13 protein-coding genes are annotated in these 16,771 nt (G+C 42.6%); 9 read left to right on the top strand and 4 right to left on the bottom strand.

Annotation, left to right across the window (positions count from 1 at the left end):
* Positions 1–121 precede the first annotated feature (121 nt).
* The 9 genes from QWZ01_RS18680 (at position 122) to pgl (ending at position 12,502) form a co-directional block, all read left to right on the top strand.
* On the top strand, positions 122–2,506 hold the full coding sequence (locus tag QWZ01_RS18680) for an alpha-L-rhamnosidase-related protein (RefSeq protein ID WP_290325956.1): 2,385 nt from the start codon (positions 122–124) through the stop codon (positions 2,504–2,506).
* 282 nt (positions 2,507–2,788) lie between these two features.
* Complete coding sequence (locus tag QWZ01_RS18675; protein ID WP_290325954.1) at positions 2,789–3,547, top strand: ROK family protein; 759 nt, start codon at positions 2,789–2,791, stop codon at positions 3,545–3,547.
* 22 nt (positions 3,548–3,569) lie between these two features.
* On the top strand, positions 3,570–5,573 hold the full coding sequence (gene tkt / locus QWZ01_RS18670) for a transketolase (protein ID WP_290325952.1): 2,004 nt from the start codon (positions 3,570–3,572) through the stop codon (positions 5,571–5,573).
* Positions 5,574–5,685: 112 nt separating this feature from the next.
* Complete coding sequence (gene rpiA / locus QWZ01_RS18665; RefSeq protein WP_290325950.1) at positions 5,686–6,393, top strand: ribose 5-phosphate isomerase A; 708 nt, start codon at positions 5,686–5,688, stop codon at positions 6,391–6,393.
* Positions 6,394–6,638: 245 nt separating this feature from the next.
* Positions 6,639–7,736 (top strand): transaldolase, encoded by a 1,098-nt coding sequence (tal, locus tag QWZ01_RS18660; protein ID WP_290325948.1) that lies wholly within the window; start codon positions 6,639–6,641, stop codon positions 7,734–7,736.
* A 13-nt stretch (positions 7,737–7,749) separates the two neighbouring features.
* Positions 7,750–8,376 carry an HAD family hydrolase gene (locus QWZ01_RS18655; protein WP_290325945.1) on the top strand — a complete coding sequence of 209 codons (627 nt, stop codon included), beginning with the start codon at positions 7,750–7,752 and terminating at the stop codon, positions 8,374–8,376.
* Between the two features lie 146 nt (positions 8,377–8,522).
* Positions 8,523–9,950: an NADP-dependent phosphogluconate dehydrogenase gene (gene gnd / locus QWZ01_RS18650; protein WP_290325944.1), complete on the top strand. Its 1,428-nt coding sequence runs from the start codon at positions 8,523–8,525 to the stop codon at positions 9,948–9,950.
* A 162-nt stretch (positions 9,951–10,112) separates the two neighbouring features.
* The gene (zwf, locus tag QWZ01_RS18645; RefSeq protein WP_290325942.1) at positions 10,113–11,630 is read left to right on the top strand and encodes a glucose-6-phosphate dehydrogenase; all 1,518 of its coding nucleotides are present in this window, start codon (positions 10,113–10,115) and stop codon (positions 11,628–11,630) included.
* 131 nt (positions 11,631–11,761) lie between these two features.
* A complete protein-coding gene (gene pgl / locus QWZ01_RS18640) occupies positions 11,762–12,502 on the top strand; it encodes a 6-phosphogluconolactonase (RefSeq protein ID WP_290325940.1) in 741 nt (246 codons plus the stop codon).
* Positions 12,503–12,724: 222 nt separating this feature from the next.
* On the opposite strand, the gene QWZ01_RS18635 is transcribed toward pgl, so the two are convergent.
* From QWZ01_RS18635 to QWZ01_RS18620, 4 genes are all read right to left on the bottom strand, one after another.
* Positions 12,725–14,011 (bottom strand): S41 family peptidase, encoded by a 1,287-nt coding sequence (locus QWZ01_RS18635; protein WP_290325938.1) that lies wholly within the window; start codon positions 14,009–14,011, stop codon positions 12,725–12,727.
* 11 nt (positions 14,012–14,022) lie between these two features.
* On the bottom strand, positions 14,023–14,646 hold the full coding sequence (locus QWZ01_RS18630; protein ID WP_290325936.1) for a hypothetical protein: 624 nt from the start codon (positions 14,644–14,646) through the stop codon (positions 14,023–14,025).
* A gap of 159 nt (positions 14,647–14,805) precedes the next feature.
* Positions 14,806–15,468, bottom strand: a complete 663-nt coding sequence (locus tag QWZ01_RS18625) for a hypothetical protein (RefSeq protein ID WP_290325934.1) — start codon at positions 15,466–15,468, stop codon at positions 14,806–14,808.
* A complete protein-coding gene (locus tag QWZ01_RS18620) occupies positions 15,465–16,613 on the bottom strand; it encodes a helix-turn-helix domain-containing protein (RefSeq protein ID WP_290325932.1) in 1,149 nt (382 codons plus the stop codon). Before QWZ01_RS18620 ends, QWZ01_RS18625 begins: the two co-directional genes overlap by 4 nt.
* Positions 16,614–16,771: the final 158 nt, after the last annotated feature.

Below are 16,771 nucleotides of genomic sequence, written 5' to 3'. Positions count from 1 at the left end.
AGGTGTCCAAGGTTTATTTTGATAGGAGGGGATGGTTTTACTAAATCAATTAAATAACTTAGCTTCAATTGTAATTTACAGCATAAACCGCTGCTGGTAAACCCTAAATACAAACCTTATAATGAAGCTATTTTTTAAGTGTGCCTTATTAATAATCGGGCTGTTGTTGGTAAAACCAGGCTACGCTCAAACGCTTTCCCCTGCATTATTGAAGGGCCCCTGGAAAGCCAACTGGATTACTGTCCAGGGCGAGTCGGCTAAAGATTATGGTATCTACCATTTTCGTAAAAACATCAGGCTTGATGCTAAACCTGCATCCTTCATTGTGCATGTATCAGCCGATAACCGCTATAAATTATACGTAAACGAAACTTTGGTTTCACTTGGCCCGGCACGGGGCGATACCTACTATTGGAACTTTGAAACTGTTGACCTCGCCCCATACCTTAAAGCAGGCGATAACACCATAGCCGCCCTGGTTTGGAATGAAGGCGATTATCGTCCAGAGGCGCAGATCTCTATTCGTACCGGCTTTATCATGCAGGGTAATACCGATGCTGAAGCCATTGTTAATACTGATAAAAGTTGGAAATGTATTCGCGATAAAGCCTATCAGCCCATCACCGGTGTAGGTTATGGTACCTATTACGTAGCCGGCCCTGGCGAACGGGTAGATATGAACCTGATCATTAAAAACTGGACAAAGCCAGGGTTTGACGACAGCGCATGGAAAAATGCCATCAAAATTGATGCGGGCAACCCCAAGGGAACGGTAAACGCTTTCGGCTGGATGCTGGTGCCTTCATCCTTACCGCAAATGGAACTCACCTATCAGCGTATAGCTACATTGCGCAAAGCCGAAGGTGTTAATGTGCCAAAATCATTCCCGGCGGTAAAAACGGCGCTCACTATCCCGGCAAATACTTCGGCTACACTGCTGCTCGATCAAACTTTTTTAACCAACGCCTTTTTAACGCTGAATTTTAGCAAGGGGAAAAACGCAGCCATAAAGCTAAGCTATGCCGAAGCCCTGTTCAGCAGTTTAAAAGGGCGGGAGGGTACGGTTAAAGGTAACCGTAACGAGGTTGAGGGCAAGCTATTTGCGGGCCGCAGGGATAGCATTATTGCTGATGGTTCGGCGGGGCAAACATTTACTACCCTGGCCTGGCGCACTTTTCGTTATATTCAATTGAAAATAAAAACAGGTGCCGAGTCCTTGGTTATCAACGATATCTATGGCACATTTACGGGTTATCCCTTTAAGCAGAATGCCAGCCTGGAAACTGGCAACCCCGAAATGCAAAAGATACTGGATATTGGCTGGCGCACCGCCCGCCTTTGTGCCGGTGAAACCTATACCGATTGCCCGTATTATGAACAACTGCAATACGTGGGCGACTCCCGCATACAGGCCCTCATATCATATTATAACAGCGGCGACGACCGCCTGGCGCGCAACGCCCTGAACCAGATGGATCACTCGCGCATTGCCGAGGGTTTAACCTTAAGCCGCCACCCTTCATTTTCACCGCAGGTTATCTCCACCTTTTCGTTATGGTATATTGGCATGCTGCATGATTACTGGATGTACCGACCCGATAGTGCCTTTGTTCAGGATAAACTGGCAGGGGTGAGGGATGTGCTGGACTTCTTCGCCAAATATCAGCAAGCCGATGGTTCATTGAAAGATACCCCTTACTGGACATTTGTTGACTGGGTGAACAACAAAGGCTGGGATTTTGGCCAGGCTCCAAAAAGTGCCAACGGAAACTCGGCGGTGTTGGATCTGCAGCTGATGTGGGCCTATGATCAGGCTGCTGAAATGGAGGCTCGCATGGGTTTACCTGCCTTTGCACAGCTATATCATGAAAAAGCCACGCAGCTAAAAGCTACCATTCAAAAAAGATACTGGGATGCAGGCCGTAGCTTGTACGCCGATACCGAAGATAAAGAACTTTTTTCGCAGCATACCAACACACTGGCCGTGTTAACCGGTATGGTTACAGGTGCCGATGCAACGGCGTTAAGTAAAAAACTGTTAACTGATACCACGCTTACCCAATGTACCATCTACTTTAAATATTATCTGCACCAGGCCTTAATAAAAGGTGGCTTTGGCGATAACTATACCCAATGGCTTGACATTTGGCGAAAAAATATAGCCATGGGCTTAACCACTTGGGCCGAGATCTCCGACCTGGAACACAACCGCTCTGACTGCCACGCATGGGGAGCAAGCCCCAACATTGAGTTTTACCGTACCATTTTAGGTGTGGATAGTTATGCGCCCGGCTTTGGCAAGGTAAAGATAGAACCCCACTTGGGCGATATGAAAAGCCTAAGCGGCGAAGTGCCGCATCCAAACGGAAAATTATCGGTTAAATACAAACTCGAAAGCAATAAATGGGCAATTGAAATACTGCTGCCCCAAAATACATCGGGAATTTTGGTGTGGAAAGGAAAAAGTTATCCAATTACAGCCGGCGAAAACAAGTTGAGCATTTGAAAGTTTATAAAAGGCAAGCAAAAAACAAGTTAGGTTAACAGGTTATCAACAGAAATCACATTTAACACTGTTTTTGCCATGGTTGAGTAAAATACTTGAAATTTCTGTTTGAAAAGAAAAAAGCAACACTAACTTTACTTTTGTAATGCCTGATGCTTATTGTATAAAATACACTGGTTTTTATTTACAATTTAACAGACAGATATTATTAAAAGTGTGATATTTACGTGCCGGAAGTTTTTTTAATCAAGTCAAACCTAAAGTCCGGCTAACCCAATACTAATGAAGAGCACTCCATCACAGGTAAAAATTCTATCCATCGATATCGGTGGTTCGCATATTAAAGCCACCATACTGAATAAAAAGGGTGAGCTTAAAATGGATTATGATAAAGTAGTAACACCGGCTCCGGCCAGCCCCGAAAATGTAATAAAGTCAATAAAAAGCCTTGTAAAGGATTTTCCTGCTTATGATAAGGTTTCGGTAGGTTTTCCGGGTTATGTGAAAAACGGAGTGATCAAAACCGCCCCCAACCTGGATACCAAACTTTGGGCCGGGGTAGATTTCAGCAAAAAACTGGGCGAAGCATTAGGCAAACCCACCCAGGTAGTTAACGATGCCGATATGCAGGGCCTTGGCGTTGTAAGCGGTAAGGGTCTTGAAATGGTGGTTACACTGGGTACCGGTTTTGGTACCGCCCTGTTATTGGATGGCCATTTGCTGCCCCACCTGGAGCTGGCTCACCATCCTATTAAAGATGGTTCTACAACCTATGATAAGTACATAGGCGAAAAGGCGCTTGAAAAAGAGGGCCGCGAAAAGTGGAATAAACGCATGCAAAAGGTTTTTAAAGTTTTAAAAACTGTATTTAATTATGATACTTTATATATTGGCGGCGGCAATTCAGACAAGCTTACCTTTAAGCTTGATAAAAACATGAAAATTGTTACCAATGCCGATGGCATAAAAGGTGGTTCAAGATTATGGACCACTGATGATGAAAATACCACAAAAAGAGCACTATCAACACCTACTAAATAAATCATACAATACCCAAACAACAATGGAAAATACTAAAGACATTGAAAAATTAGCAATCGATACCGTAAGGGTACTATCGGCAGATGCTGTTCAAAAGGCAAATTCAGGTCACCCGGGCACCGCGATGGCGCTTGCACCTATGGGCCATGTATTATGGTCAAAGTTTTTAAACTACAACCCTAAAAACCCTGATTGGGCAAACCGCGACAGGTTTATTCTTTCGGCTGGTCATGCTTGTATACTGCAATACAGCTTTTTGTATTTAACGGGTTATGATTTAAGTTTAGATGATATCAAGCAATTCCGTCAGTTACACAGCAAAACCGCTGGTCACCCTGAATACGGTTTGGCTCCGGGTGTTGATGTTACTACTGGTCCGTTGGGTCAGGGTTTTGCTAACGGTGTAGGTTTTGCCATTGCGCAAAAACACCTGGCAGCACGCTACAATAAGCCAGGTTTTGACCTGTTCAACTACAATATATATGCAATAACCAGCGATGGCGATATGATGGAAGGTGTTACATCAGAAGCCGCTTCACTTGCTGGTCATTTACAGTTGGGTAACCTGATCTATTTATATGATGATAACCATATCTCTATTGAAGGCAGTACCGATATTGCCTTTAACGAAGATGTAAGTGCCCGTTTCCGTGCATACGGCTGGCAGGTACAGGAAGTTGCTGATGTGAATGATACCCATGCACTGGAACTTGCCCTAATCAATGCAAAATCTGAAACTCAGAAACCATCACTGATCCGCGTTCGTTCACTGATCGCTTATGGTAGCCCTAACAAATCGGGTACTGCAGGTTCACACGGTTCGCCGCTGGGTGCTGATGAAATTAAACTGGTTAAAAAATTCTTCGGCTTTGACCCTGAAAAATCATTTGACGTATCTCCTGAAGTAATTGATTACTACCACGGAATAGGTGCCAAAGGTGAAGGCAAAGAAGAAAAATGGAACAAATTATTTGCCGATTATAAAGCAAAATATCCTGAATTAGCTGCTGAGTACGAAACTGCATTCAAAGGCGAATTACCTGCAGGATGGGCAGATAAGTTACCTGTATTTAAAGGTTCGGACCCTAAAATGGCAACCCGCCAGGCATCTGGTAAAGTGCTGAACGCTATTGCTGCAAGCCTGCCAAACCTTATTGGTGGTGCGGCCGATCTTTCTCCATCAACAGAAACCAACCTGAAAGAGTACGATTCATTTACTTCTGAAAACAGAAATGGTCGTAACTTCCACTTTGGTATCCGTGAGCATGCTATGGGTTCGGCATTAAATGGTATGGCCTTAACTAAAGGTTTACTGCCATTTGGCGCAACCTTCCTGCAATTTGCTGATTACATGCGCCCGCCGATCCGTTTGGCGGCTATCATGAAAATAAACCCGATATTCGTTTACACCCATGATAGTATTGGTTTAGGCGAGGATGGTACCACCCACCAGCCTATAGAACACTTGGCAACGCTGCGTGCTATCCCTAACGTAACTGTTATCCGTCCGGCCGATGCTAATGAGTCTGCACATGCATGGCGCGTAGCTATCGAGAAAAAAGGCGGCCCAACTGTGCTGATATTCACCCGCCAGGGCTTACCTATCCTTGATCAGGATAAATACGGTAAGGCTGATGGTTTGGAAAAAGGTGCCTACATCCTTTCTGAAGGTAGCAAAGGCCCAGATCTGATCCTGATCGCTACCGGTTCTGAAGTGGCGCTGATTATGCAGGCCCAGGAAAAACTGGAAGCCGAAGGTATCTCTACCCGTGTGGTAAGTATGCCATCATGGGAGCTGTTTGAAAAACAGGATGCAGCTTACAAAGAAAGTGTATTCCCTAAAGCAAGCCGCAAACGTTTGGCAGTTGAAATGGCATCGCCGCAAGGCTGGCATAAATATACTACCGACGAAGGCGACATGTTAGGCATGACCACCTTTGGCGAATCGGCTCCGGCAGAAGACCTGTTTAAATTCTTCGGCTTTACGGTTGAAAATGTAGTTAACAAAGCAAAAGCGCTGTTATAGTTTAGTATCAGGTAGCGAGTATCAAGTAGCAAGACATTTGTATGTTTGATACTCGCTCCTATTTAAGTATCAGAGTCATGATACTTGATACTAACTACTTGATACTAAAAAAATGGATTGGAACAGTAGTTTAATAAAAAACCTCGAATGGTCTGACAAGATCATTAACCTGGCCGGTAAGCAAAAAGTAGCTGACGAAATTGCCGCTAAGGTAAAGGATGGTGATATTTTGGGTGTAGGTTCGGGTTCAACCTCATACCTGGCCCTAATTGCTATAGCCAACCGCATCAGGGAAGAAAAACTGAATGTAAAGGCCATACCAACCTCGCTGGAAATATCCATGTTTTGCAGCAAACTGGGTGTTCCCTTAACCACCCTTTACGAAAACAAACCCGACTGGCTTTTTGATGGTGCCGACGAAGTTGACCCCAACAACAGTTTAATAAAAGGCAGGGGCGGGGCCATGTTCAAAGAAAAACTGCTTATAGCTTCAAGCGAGGTAAGTTACATCATTGTTGATGATTCAAAAATGGTACCTAAACTGTGTACCAACTTCCCGATACCGGTTGAGGTGTTTCCGCAGGCGCTGCTTTATGTCGAGCGGGAACTCAGGGCACTTGGCGCCGATAGCCTTGCCTTAAGACCTGCAAAAGGAAAAGACGGACCTGTGATTACCGAAAACGGCAACATCATACTTGATTGTATGTTTGATGAAGTAGGCCACAGCCTGGAGCGCGACATTAAATCCATAACCGGTGTTATTGAAAGCGGGCTTTTTATTGGCTACAACCTGCACATTTTAATGGCATCAAACACGTAGTTTGGATAAAGGATTTTTGGATAAAAGATAAAAGATTAAAAAGAGTGTTATCCTCTTAAAAAGATTCCTTTTTTAAGTGCTTAATCTTTAAAGAATGATACTCAGGTTACTGTATTTTCAATATAAATTAAGAACTTTAATCTATCAATACAAATGGAAGCGGCCTGGGCAGTTTCAACCACCGTTTGTAATAATACTCCTGCCTGTAATTAATTAAATAATGAACTTTAAAACAACCTAATAAAATGGCAACTAACAATGTAAAACAGATACATAGTTTCGGACAAAGCATCTGGCTTGATTTCATCGATCGTGAGATCATGGCTTCCGGAAAACTAAAACAATTAATTGACGAGGATGGTGTAAGAGGTGTTACCTCAAACCCGGCAATTTTTGAAAAAGCCATAACCAGCAGTTCTGATTATGATAATGATATTGTTGAACTATCAAAAACTACAGACGACAACGAAAAACTGTTTTTTGGTTTAGCGATAAAAGATATTCAGCAAGCTGCTGATCTGTTTAAAGGTATATATGCCGAGTCAAAAAAAGTGGATGGCTACGTAAGCCTTGAAGTATCTCCGTTTTTAGCGTTAGATACTGAAGGTACAGCTAAACAAGCCGAAGAACTTTGGAAAAAAGTTGACCGCGAAAACGTGATGATCAAAATTCCGGGCACTCAGCCAGGTTTAGCTGCCATCAGGCAGTCAATAGCTAAAGGTATCAACATTAACGTAACCCTGCTGTTTGGTTTGGATCGTTATGAAGCAGTTACCGAAGCTTACATCTCTGGTTTGGAAGATCACTTAGCCGCAGGTCATAAAATTGAGCATATTTCATCAGTAGCAAGTTTCTTCCTGAGCCGTATCGACGTAATTGTTGATCCGCAGTTAGAAGCTAAAGGCGAGAAAGAACTGGTAGGTGAAGTAGCTATCGCATCAGCTAAAAAAGCTTACGAAATTTATAAAAGAGTGTTCAGCGGTGCACGTTGGGAAAAATTAGCCGCTCAGGGTGCGCAGCCACAACGTTTGTTATGGGCAAGCACAGGCAGCAAAAACCCTGCATTTAAAGATACCAAGTATGTTGAGGCATTAATTGGCCCGGATACTGTTGATACCGTTCCGTTGGAAACTATTGATGCTTTCCGCGATCATGGTATTGCTGCTAATACTTTAGAAGGTGGTTTAGACCAGGCTACCGCTACTTTAGCCAAACTGAAAGGTTTAGATATTGACCTTGACGCCATTACCCAGCAACTGGAAGACGAAGGCATCGAGAAATTCAATAAGCCTTTTGAAAAACTGTTAAACGCTATTGAAGACCAAAAAAGCAAAGTAAACTAAACCTCTTTGCTTTATGGAAGCTGCAAACATTAAAATACTTTTTTTTGACGTAGGAGGTATCCTGCTCACTAATGGATGGGGCCGCGATTCGCGTAAGGCTGCCTGCGATAAATTCGGGCTTGATCACGCCGAGGTGAATGAGCTTCACAATTTTGTGTTTAACGTATATGAAATTGGCGCCATCACCCTTGATGAATACCTGGATACGGTGATCTTTAATCATCCCCGCGATTTTGTTCGTGAGGATTTTAAGGAGTTCATGTACTCCCGTTCTCTTGAACTGGATGATACACTTGCCTTTCTGAAGGAATGGAAAAAAGATTGCGGTTTCCGTATCATTTCCATCAATAATGAGGGTAAGGAACTGAATGATTACCGCGTTAAAAAGTTCAAACTGCATGAGTGCTTTGATGCCTTTGTATCATCGTGCGAGGTGAAAATGCGCAAGCCCGATCCTGGCATATGGCAGCTGGCCATGGGTGTGGCCCAGGCATCGCCGCAGCAGTGCGTGTATTTTGATGACAGGATGATGTTTGTGAACACGGCCCAGAAACTGGGTATCCGCGCGTTTCAGCATACTGACTGTAAAACCACCAAACAAATATTAGAGGACCTTAAAAAGGAGAATAATAGTCGTTAATATATCGGTTCATTAGTTCACAGGTTCATTAGTTCATTGGGCTTTTCCAATGATTAGCAAATTGTTCACCAATAAACCAATGAACTAATGAACCGATATACTACTAATGAACCACTGAACTGATAAACTACTGAACCAATAAAAAAATGAGCGCAACAACAGATAAATACGCTTTTGGCATGATAGGCTTAGGCGTTATGGGCCGCAGCTTACTGCTAAACATGGCCGATCACGGTTTTGCCGTAGCCGGACATGATAAGGATGCCGCAAAGGTAGCATCACTGAACGAAGAAGCCGGCGACCGCGCCGCTAAAGGTTTTGGCGATGTTAAAGAGTTTGTACAAAGCCTTACTACGCCAAGAGCTATCATGATGCTGGTTCCGGCCGGTAAAATTGTAGATGCTGTAATTGAAGAACTGACTCCTTTGCTGGAGAAGGGCGATATATTAATTGACGGCGGTAACTCGCACTTTACCGATACCAACCGCCGTGTGGAAGAACTGGAAGCCCAAGGCCTTCACTTCTTTGGCATGGGTGTTTCTGGCGGGGAAGAAGGCGCGCGCCGCGGCCCGAGCATGATGCCGGGTGGCGATAAGCAAGCCTACAACGTAATGAAGCCTATTTTTGAAGCCATTGCCGCCAAGGTTGATGGTGTACCTTGCGTAACCTATATTGGTCCGGGCGCATCTGGTCACTTTGTTAAAATGGTGCACAACGGTATTGAGTACGGTATTATGCAGCTGATTGCTGAAACTTACGAGATACTGAAAAAAGGCCTTAAACTAAGCAACGACGAGATAGGCAAAATTTTTGCCGAGTGGAACGAAGGCAGGCTTCAATCATTCCTGCTGGATATCACCAAAGATATTTTCAAATACAAAGCTCCGGGCACCGATCATTTATTATTGGATGATATTAAAGATGAAGCTCGTGCTAAAGGTACCGGTAAATGGACATCACAAGTGGCCATGGATCTGCAGGCGCCTATCCCTACAATAGATACCTCAGTATCCATGCGCGATCTTTCTAAATACAAACAACTGCGCGAAAAAGCGGCTTCGCTTTATGCTAAGGATGCTATTGTGTTAGAAGCCGATAAAGCTGAGTTTGTTGCAGCACTTGAGCAATCATTATATTTCACCATGATCGTTAGCTACGCGCAAGGCATGCAATTGCTGTCAAACGCTTCGGCAGAGTACAAATATGATCTGCACCTGGGCGAGATCGCCAAGATCTGGCGCGGTGGCTGTATCATCCGTTCAAAATTCCTGAATGATATTTTCAAGGCATACGAAAAAGATGCTGCCTTAGAGCACCTGTTGCTTGATTCAAACGTACAGGCCCTGGTTGAAGGTGCTGTACCAGGAATCAGGAAGGTATTATCAAAAACCATTGCTGCGGGTATTGCTGCACCGGCTTTTGCCGCTTCGTTAAGCTATTTTGATGCTTTCCGCAGCGCCAGGATGCCATCAAACCTTACCCAGGCTCAGCGCGATTACTTTGGCGCGCATACTTATGAGCTAATAGGCAAAGAAGGTACATTCCATACACAGTGGGCACCAGTTCAGGACTAAAGAGATAAGATAGGAGCAAGGACTTTTGGAGCAAAGAATAAAGATTTTATACCAAGGGTAAAAAGAACAAAAAACAAGGATTTTTTGAGATAAAGATAAAAGGATAAAGAACAAAGATCCTTATTCCTTGCTCCCCAAATCCTTACTCAAATTAAAACAACAATGAGCACAAACACTAAATCAGATCCTACCATATTCATCATTTTTGGTGGTACCGGCGATTTAAATTCCCGGAAAATAGCACCAGCCCTTTACAATCTATTTTTAGATGGCTGGATGCCTAAACAGTTTTCTATCATCGGCACCGGCCGTACCAAACTAACTGATGAGCAGTTTAGAGAAAACCTGCACAGAGACATCAACCAGTTTTCGCGCAGCGGCAAAACCGACGATAAGAAATGGGCCGAATTTGTAAAAAATATCTATTACCAGGTATCGGATGCCAATGATTTTGAAACTTATAAAGAGTTTGGCAAACGTATTGAAAAACACAATGCCGAGTGGAAAACTAAAGCCAACGTATTGTTTTACCTGGCGGTGGCACCAAACTTCTTCCCGATCATTGCCTCAAACATATCAAAAGCTAAACTGGCCGACGATAAAAAACGTGTGCGTATCATCATCGAGAAACCATTTGGTCATGACCTGGAAACAGCCAAAGAACTTAACCAGTTGCTGGCAAACATTTTTGATGAATGTCAGATCTACCGTATTGACCATTACCTGGGTAAGGAAACTGTTCAAAACATTATGGCTTTCCGCTTTGCCAACTCCATTATGGAGCCATTGTGGAACCGTAACTATATTGAGCACGTGCAAATTTCAGTTACCGAGCAATTGGGCGTTGAAGATCGCGGCGACTATTACGATGGTTCAGGCGCCATGCGTGATATGATCCAGAATCACCTGTTGCAATTGCTTTGCCACGTAGCTATGGAAGCCCCGGTAAGCTTTAGTGCCGATGAAGTGCGCGACCGCAAGGTGGATGTACTGAAAGCCATGCGCCGGTTTGGTCCTGATGAGATACGTAACTCGGCTGTTAGGGGCCAGTATGGCAGTGGCTGGATGAAAGGTAAAGAAGTACCTGGATACCGTGAAGAGCCAAAGGTTAACCCCGATTCAAATACCGAAACTTTTGCAGCCTTTAAATTCTTTATTGATAACTGGCGCTGGCAGGGTGTTCCGTTTTACCTGCGTACAGGTAAACGCATGCACCAGTCGTCATCAGTTATAACCATTCAGTTTAAGGATGTACCTCACCTGATATTCCCTACAGAGGCCGCCGAAAGCTGGCAGCAAAACAGGCTCATCATCAGCATACAGCCAGAAATGAGTATCCGTTTGCAGGTACAGGCCAAACGCCCTGGAATTGACATGGTACTGAACGCCGTTGACATGGTGTTTGATTATAAAGGTACCTACACCAACCAGGCACCAGAAGCTTATGAAACGCTGATACTGGATACCATGCTGGGTGATCAAACCCTGTTTATGCGTGGCGACCAGGTTGAGGCCGCATGGGATCTGGTAATGCCTATCTTAACTACATGGCAAAATAAAAAGAGCCTGAATTTCCCTAACTATTCTGCCGATTCATGGGGGCCTGAAGCTGCCGAGGCATTAATTGCCCGCGACGGATTTACCTGGTTCACCCTGCCGGTAAATGGTAAAAAACGATAATTGAGTATTAAGTTTTGGGTGGTGAGTTATGAGTACTGAATTATTGGTTTAAATATGAATAATTCAGTACTCCTAATGTCTGAACTCATCACTCATCACTCATTACTCATCACTCACTACTTATTACAGATATGAACTTAAATGTATATGATACTGCCGATGAAGTGCTTACAGCGCTGGCAGATTATTTTGTTAAAATTGGTAACCAATCCATTTCAGAAAGAGGCCGTTTTACCGTAGCCCTGTCGGGTGGTAGCTCGCCCAAAAAGCTGTATGAGTTGCTGGCCTCTACCTCTTACGCCGATCAGCTGGATTGGGAAAAGGTATATTTCTTCTTTGGCGATGAGCGCAACGTGCCTCAGGATCATAAAGACAGTAATTACCTGATGGCTAAAAAAGCGTTATTTGAGCCGCTGATGATCAGTCCGGCGCAAATTTTTGCGGTTGATACCACTTTTGAACCTGCCGAAGCGGCTGCAAAATACTGGGGCCTCATCACCGCCTTTTTTGATGATGATGAAGTAAGCTTTGACCTGGTATTACTTGGCTTGGGCGATAATTCGCACACAGCCTCATTATTCCCTCATACGCCGGTGTTGCATGATACCACACCAGGAGTAAAAGAAGTTTGGCTGGAAGATCAGCAGGTTTGGCGCATCACGCTGAACGCGCCCCTCATAAACGATGCCCGCTACATAGCATTCCTGGTTTATGGCGAAGGCAAGGCAATTGCCGTACACCACATATTGGAAGACGAAGAGGATATTGAAGAATACCCTGCACAACTAATCGATTCCATCGCTGGCGAAACAGCATGGTTTTTAGACGAACCGGCTGCAGCTAACCTGGAATCTGAAGAGGAAGAGGAATAGCAAGGAGATTTTTTTGAAATATTGAGACACATGTAATGTGGCTCTGCGTTAATTAATCAATGTAGAGACACATCACATGTGTCTTTTTTTTTGTCTGAACCACGATTAAACAGATTATCGGATTAAGGGATTTTTGTTCATTTGTAGATGCATCCTGGCTCAGACAAATTCTCGATTGCCAAACTGTGGTCGGAATTGACAAAATTATGTAGTCATTATTAATCATTTCTTATAAAATTTTTCAATCTTTCCGTCAGCGTAAATAAGTCTCATTTCGTTAATGATACCTTTCGCGTTCTTATGAAACTCCATAAGGCGTTCATCCAAGGTAAAAGTTGTTAATGAGAGTGGTGTTAAGACAGTTCTGTAAGTGTTGGGTGCATTGAAGTATAACAGGCCGTTTTCTAAAGTTATGAGTCGCTCCTTGTAATTGCCTGTAAATGTTTTTAATACAGACAGATTTATTGGGTGGGGGTGAAGTTTTGAATTGCTGATTGTGCGTTTGAAATTTGCCAGTGCTATCAATGAATCTCTTATTGGCGGTGTTTGGTGGTTATAAAAATCAAATATGGCTGCATCGAGGGCGCTGTAGGCATTTGTTTTGATATTGGGTTGTACGCCTACTTTTTCCCAGTTTGTTTTGGTGATGGGATTGATAGATTTACCTACCGGTATCTGCACGATGAAGCCGTATCTGATGGGCACATCTTTTGTGCCATGTGCGCCACCGCCTGTAGGTTCGCCAACAATCATGGCGCGATGTTGACTTTGCAGATCATAAGACAATTCTTCAGCAGCCGAAAATGTGGAGTGGCTCACTAAGATATAAATAGGTATTTTGGTAAATATTGCGTTAGGTAGAGGTGTCGTCCACAATTGTACAGTTTCATTCCTGCTGCGATAGTAGTGGTCCTCAATATGAGTTTTTTCCTTAAAAAAATAACTGCAAATATATTTAACCATTTCAGGCTCACCACCGCCGCATGTCCTAAGGTCAATGATCAGTACATCTGAGTTTTTTAAAAATAAGAATGTTCCGTCAACAACTTCCTTTGCTTGATCGTTCAGTTCCCAAAAGCCTGTCATCCGAATATAGCCGATATTGCCATCTAAATGCTCAATCTGCGGAAATCCAAAGTTAGCCTGTTTAGCTCCATTCATCTTTTTAACCATATTTTGCACATATGATAATGGAGGCGCCGAATCATAATGTAATTGTAAGTGCAAATCTCGGTTAACCCTCCACATATCTAAGGTTAAGGCTTCCGCAAAATCAGCACCATTGCTAATTGTATGGTAAGTGCCGTTTTTAAGGCAGGCTTTAATATGATTACCAAAGCTAACAGCAGTGTCGGGGCTTACATATTCTTTTATCAATTGAGACGCAAGGCTGTCAATAATTTCGGCCTTAATAGCCGGAGTTAGCTTAAGTGATTGTTTTTGGGCGAATGAATATTCATGATACAGCAACGGCAAAACAATTGCAAAAAAACTTTTTACAAACTTCATGAATGGTAAGGCTATTTGATTTTTATAAAAGTGTCTGTCCCGTTGAAGAGTATGTTTACAACCTTTTTATCATTATCCCTGATAAATTTTAAAGGAAAACCCAAGTTGTTGATCGTGAATTCGTCGCCTGATACATAATCGAGCGGGCTGTTACGGCCATCCCATAGCTGTGTGCCCCATAATTTGCCATGTTTTACGGCTATTTCAATGATCAGAGGCTGATTATTTGGGCCGGTTTGGTACTTACCAACATATTCATCCTGATTGCCGGATTTTGCTCCAATTGGAGCCAAGGTGGCGCTGGTTTTTTTCCAGACATCCGTCCCTGATACTAATATGCCGGTCACTACGTTTTTTTTGTCTTTTATAAATTTGATAGACAGGCCCGATTCTTTAATAATGTAATTGCCTGACGAGTGGTCAAGGTGCAGCTGCTGACCATCGCGTAAACTGGTGCCTACCAGTTCTCCATTTTGTATATCAACATCAACCTGTACAATTTTGTCGCCCTGGCTGGTTTCATACCGGCCGGCATAAGCAGTAAGTGTATCTTTTTGGTTTAAAAGAGGCGTAGCCAGGCAAAAGGCTATTGGTAATAAAATAAATGCAAGAGGCAGTATGAGATACTTTTTCATTTTTCTGATTTTGAGGTTATGTATAGTTATCCTTAATGGGTTAATCAATTCCGTTTGTTAAGGCAAAACAAACTGTTTTGGAAAGGGTAACCTACTCAAATCGGGATTTGAGTATTGTTTATTGGCTGGAAAAGTGTTTGGAATATAAAAAGCCGGAAATTAACGATTGCTCAGGTATGGTTCGGCAAAACCATTTTCATAAAGTATAGATAGCTTCCTGATGCTATCAGTGTTTTTATAAAATTCTATTTTGCAGGCATCGAAGGTAAAGGCTGTTGCCGAGAATGGTGTTAACATGGCCTGATAGCCTGTTGAGTTTGTAAAATAGAGTGCTCCATTTTTAAAGGATATTTTTACGTTACCATAATTACCTGTAAATAATTTTAGTGCCGCTGTATCTATGGCATAAGGGTGGATTTTTGAATCATCGATCATCAGCTTCCATCGTGCCGCACTGGCTATGCTTGAATCACGGTTTATCTTTGTCCAGCGGGTATTATCAAAAGCGGTTAAATATGTTACTGTGTGTTGTTTGTTTCTGCCAAATTTTAACGACCAGCCAAAGCCTTTGACCATAAAATCATCGCCGCTTAAATATCCAAGATCCCTTTCGTAGCCATCCCAGGAATTAATATACTCTAATGCGTTGTTTTTAACCGTAACGTCCACATAGGCGCTATAACCTTTATTTTGCATTTCATACCTGCCGGTAAAAGCAGTTAACTGCTGTGCAGTTAAAGTATGATGGGGTAGCCTGATCATTGCTGCCACAACAATAGTTATAACAACAAGTGTAGCTGAAATCACCAAAACCTTTTTCATGTTGTATAATGGTTTTGAGGCTTTAAACTGTTTTGATAATGGCTGGGTGTACCACCTGTAAACTGTTTAAAACAGCGTTGAAAAGTGGCTAACGAATTAAAACCGCAATCTGCAGCTATAGCAGCAATGGTGAAATGGTTAAGACTGGGGTCTGCAAGTTTCTTTTTAGCTTCGATCACCCGGTATTCGTTAATAAAATCATTAAAGTTTTTGCCCATGTGCTGATTGAGCAGGCTTGATAACAATTTTTCAGAGATCATGAGCCTGCCTGCCAGTATATCTAATTTTAAAGCAGGATTTAAATAAATCAGATCTGTATTCATGAGCGTATAGAGCTGTTGCTGATATTTTTCTGCTTCGGTTATTGTAAAATGTATTTTAACTGGTGGTTTATTATATTCAGTAACGTCAGTAAAGCTCATTTTAGCCTGCCTGAAATAAGTTGCCATACCCAACCAATACACAAGCGAAATAGCGGGGATAAATAAAAAGTAATTGTTCCAGCTTGATATTAAGGTTAGTATGATGCCAGCCATAAAAATAATGATCAGCGCAAATTCTGCATAAAGGAAAGTTTGTAACCATTTCAAATCTTTGAGTTTATGGGTAGATGGTTCTGTATGTTGGAGAACCTTGTGGATAAGATTATAGCTAAGGCCGGTGTAAATAAGCAGGGAACACAACGCGGGGAGATTGTATAAAACATTGCCGCTGAATAAAAATTGCTGTATTTGCTGCGATGAATAAATCCTGGTAACGCCGGGAATACCGAGGATACCAGTAAAATACAGCAGGTTAATGAGCTGTGGCTGCATATCCATTACTAAGGGCAAAAAATGCAGGTAATCTTTACGATTTAACTTTTTATCACCATAAATAAGGCTGCGGGTATAAAAATAGGTTAGTGGCCCGATGGTCATTCGTAGAATAGGTATGAAGGGAATAGCGAGCGGATACTTCCAGGCTAAGTCGGAATTGAAAAATTCCATAACCAGTGTTGCTGATATGATCACCAGCATGAAAGAAGCTAACCACTTGTTACTGCTTATTCTTTTTGCCGAACAAAATAATAAGCCGGCCATCACCGATCCCTGTAATGCCATAAATATTATGATCATATCAATAATGGATAGGGTGATTTTCATTATAACAAAAATATAATAAGATATGGATTTGAAACTATCATAAAGAACATTACATGCGTATATCCAAGTCGTCATTGTAATACGAAGCAATCAGGGAATCTTGTCTGAACCACGATTAAACAGATTATCGGATTAAGGGATTTTTTATTAAAAAATCG

It is taken from the genome of Mucilaginibacter aquaedulcis (assembly GCF_030409325.1).
GTDB lineage: Bacteria > Bacteroidota > Bacteroidia > Sphingobacteriales > Sphingobacteriaceae > Mucilaginibacter > Mucilaginibacter aquaedulcis.
The sequence above is the reverse complement of the archived record's forward strand: the minus strand, read 5'-3'. Positions and strand labels throughout refer to the sequence as shown.

Excerpts from the sequence above, each read along its gene's own strand:
- QWZ01_RS18680 (WP_290325956.1), top strand. The coding sequence starts at position 122 with ATGAAGCTATTTTTTAAGTGTGCCTTATTAATAATCGGGCTGTTGTTG.
- QWZ01_RS18675 (WP_290325954.1), top strand. The coding sequence starts at position 2,789 with ATGAAGAGCACTCCATCACAGGTAAAAATTCTATCCATCGATATCGGT.
- tkt (WP_290325952.1), top strand. The coding sequence starts at position 3,570 with ATGGAAAATACTAAAGACATTGAAAAATTAGCAATCGATACCGTAAGG.
- rpiA (WP_290325950.1), top strand. The coding sequence starts at position 5,686 with ATGGATTGGAACAGTAGTTTAATAAAAAACCTCGAATGGTCTGACAAG.
- tal (WP_290325948.1), top strand. The coding sequence starts at position 6,639 with ATGGCAACTAACAATGTAAAACAGATACATAGTTTCGGACAAAGCATC.
- QWZ01_RS18655 (WP_290325945.1), top strand. The coding sequence starts at position 7,750 with ATGGAAGCTGCAAACATTAAAATACTTTTTTTTGACGTAGGAGGTATC.
- gnd (WP_290325944.1), top strand. The coding sequence starts at position 8,523 with ATGAGCGCAACAACAGATAAATACGCTTTTGGCATGATAGGCTTAGGC.
- zwf (WP_290325942.1), top strand. The coding sequence starts at position 10,113 with ATGAGCACAAACACTAAATCAGATCCTACCATATTCATCATTTTTGGT.
- pgl (WP_290325940.1), top strand. The coding sequence starts at position 11,762 with ATGAACTTAAATGTATATGATACTGCCGATGAAGTGCTTACAGCGCTG.
- QWZ01_RS18635 (WP_290325938.1), bottom strand. The coding sequence starts at position 14,011 with ATGAAGTTTGTAAAAAGTTTTTTTGCAATTGTTTTGCCGTTGCTGTAT.
- QWZ01_RS18630 (WP_290325936.1), bottom strand. The coding sequence starts at position 14,646 with ATGAAAAAGTATCTCATACTGCCTCTTGCATTTATTTTATTACCAATA.
- QWZ01_RS18625 (WP_290325934.1), bottom strand. The coding sequence starts at position 15,468 with ATGAAAAAGGTTTTGGTGATTTCAGCTACACTTGTTGTTATAACTATT.
- QWZ01_RS18620 (WP_290325932.1), bottom strand. The coding sequence starts at position 16,613 with ATGAAAATCACCCTATCCATTATTGATATGATCATAATATTTATGGCA.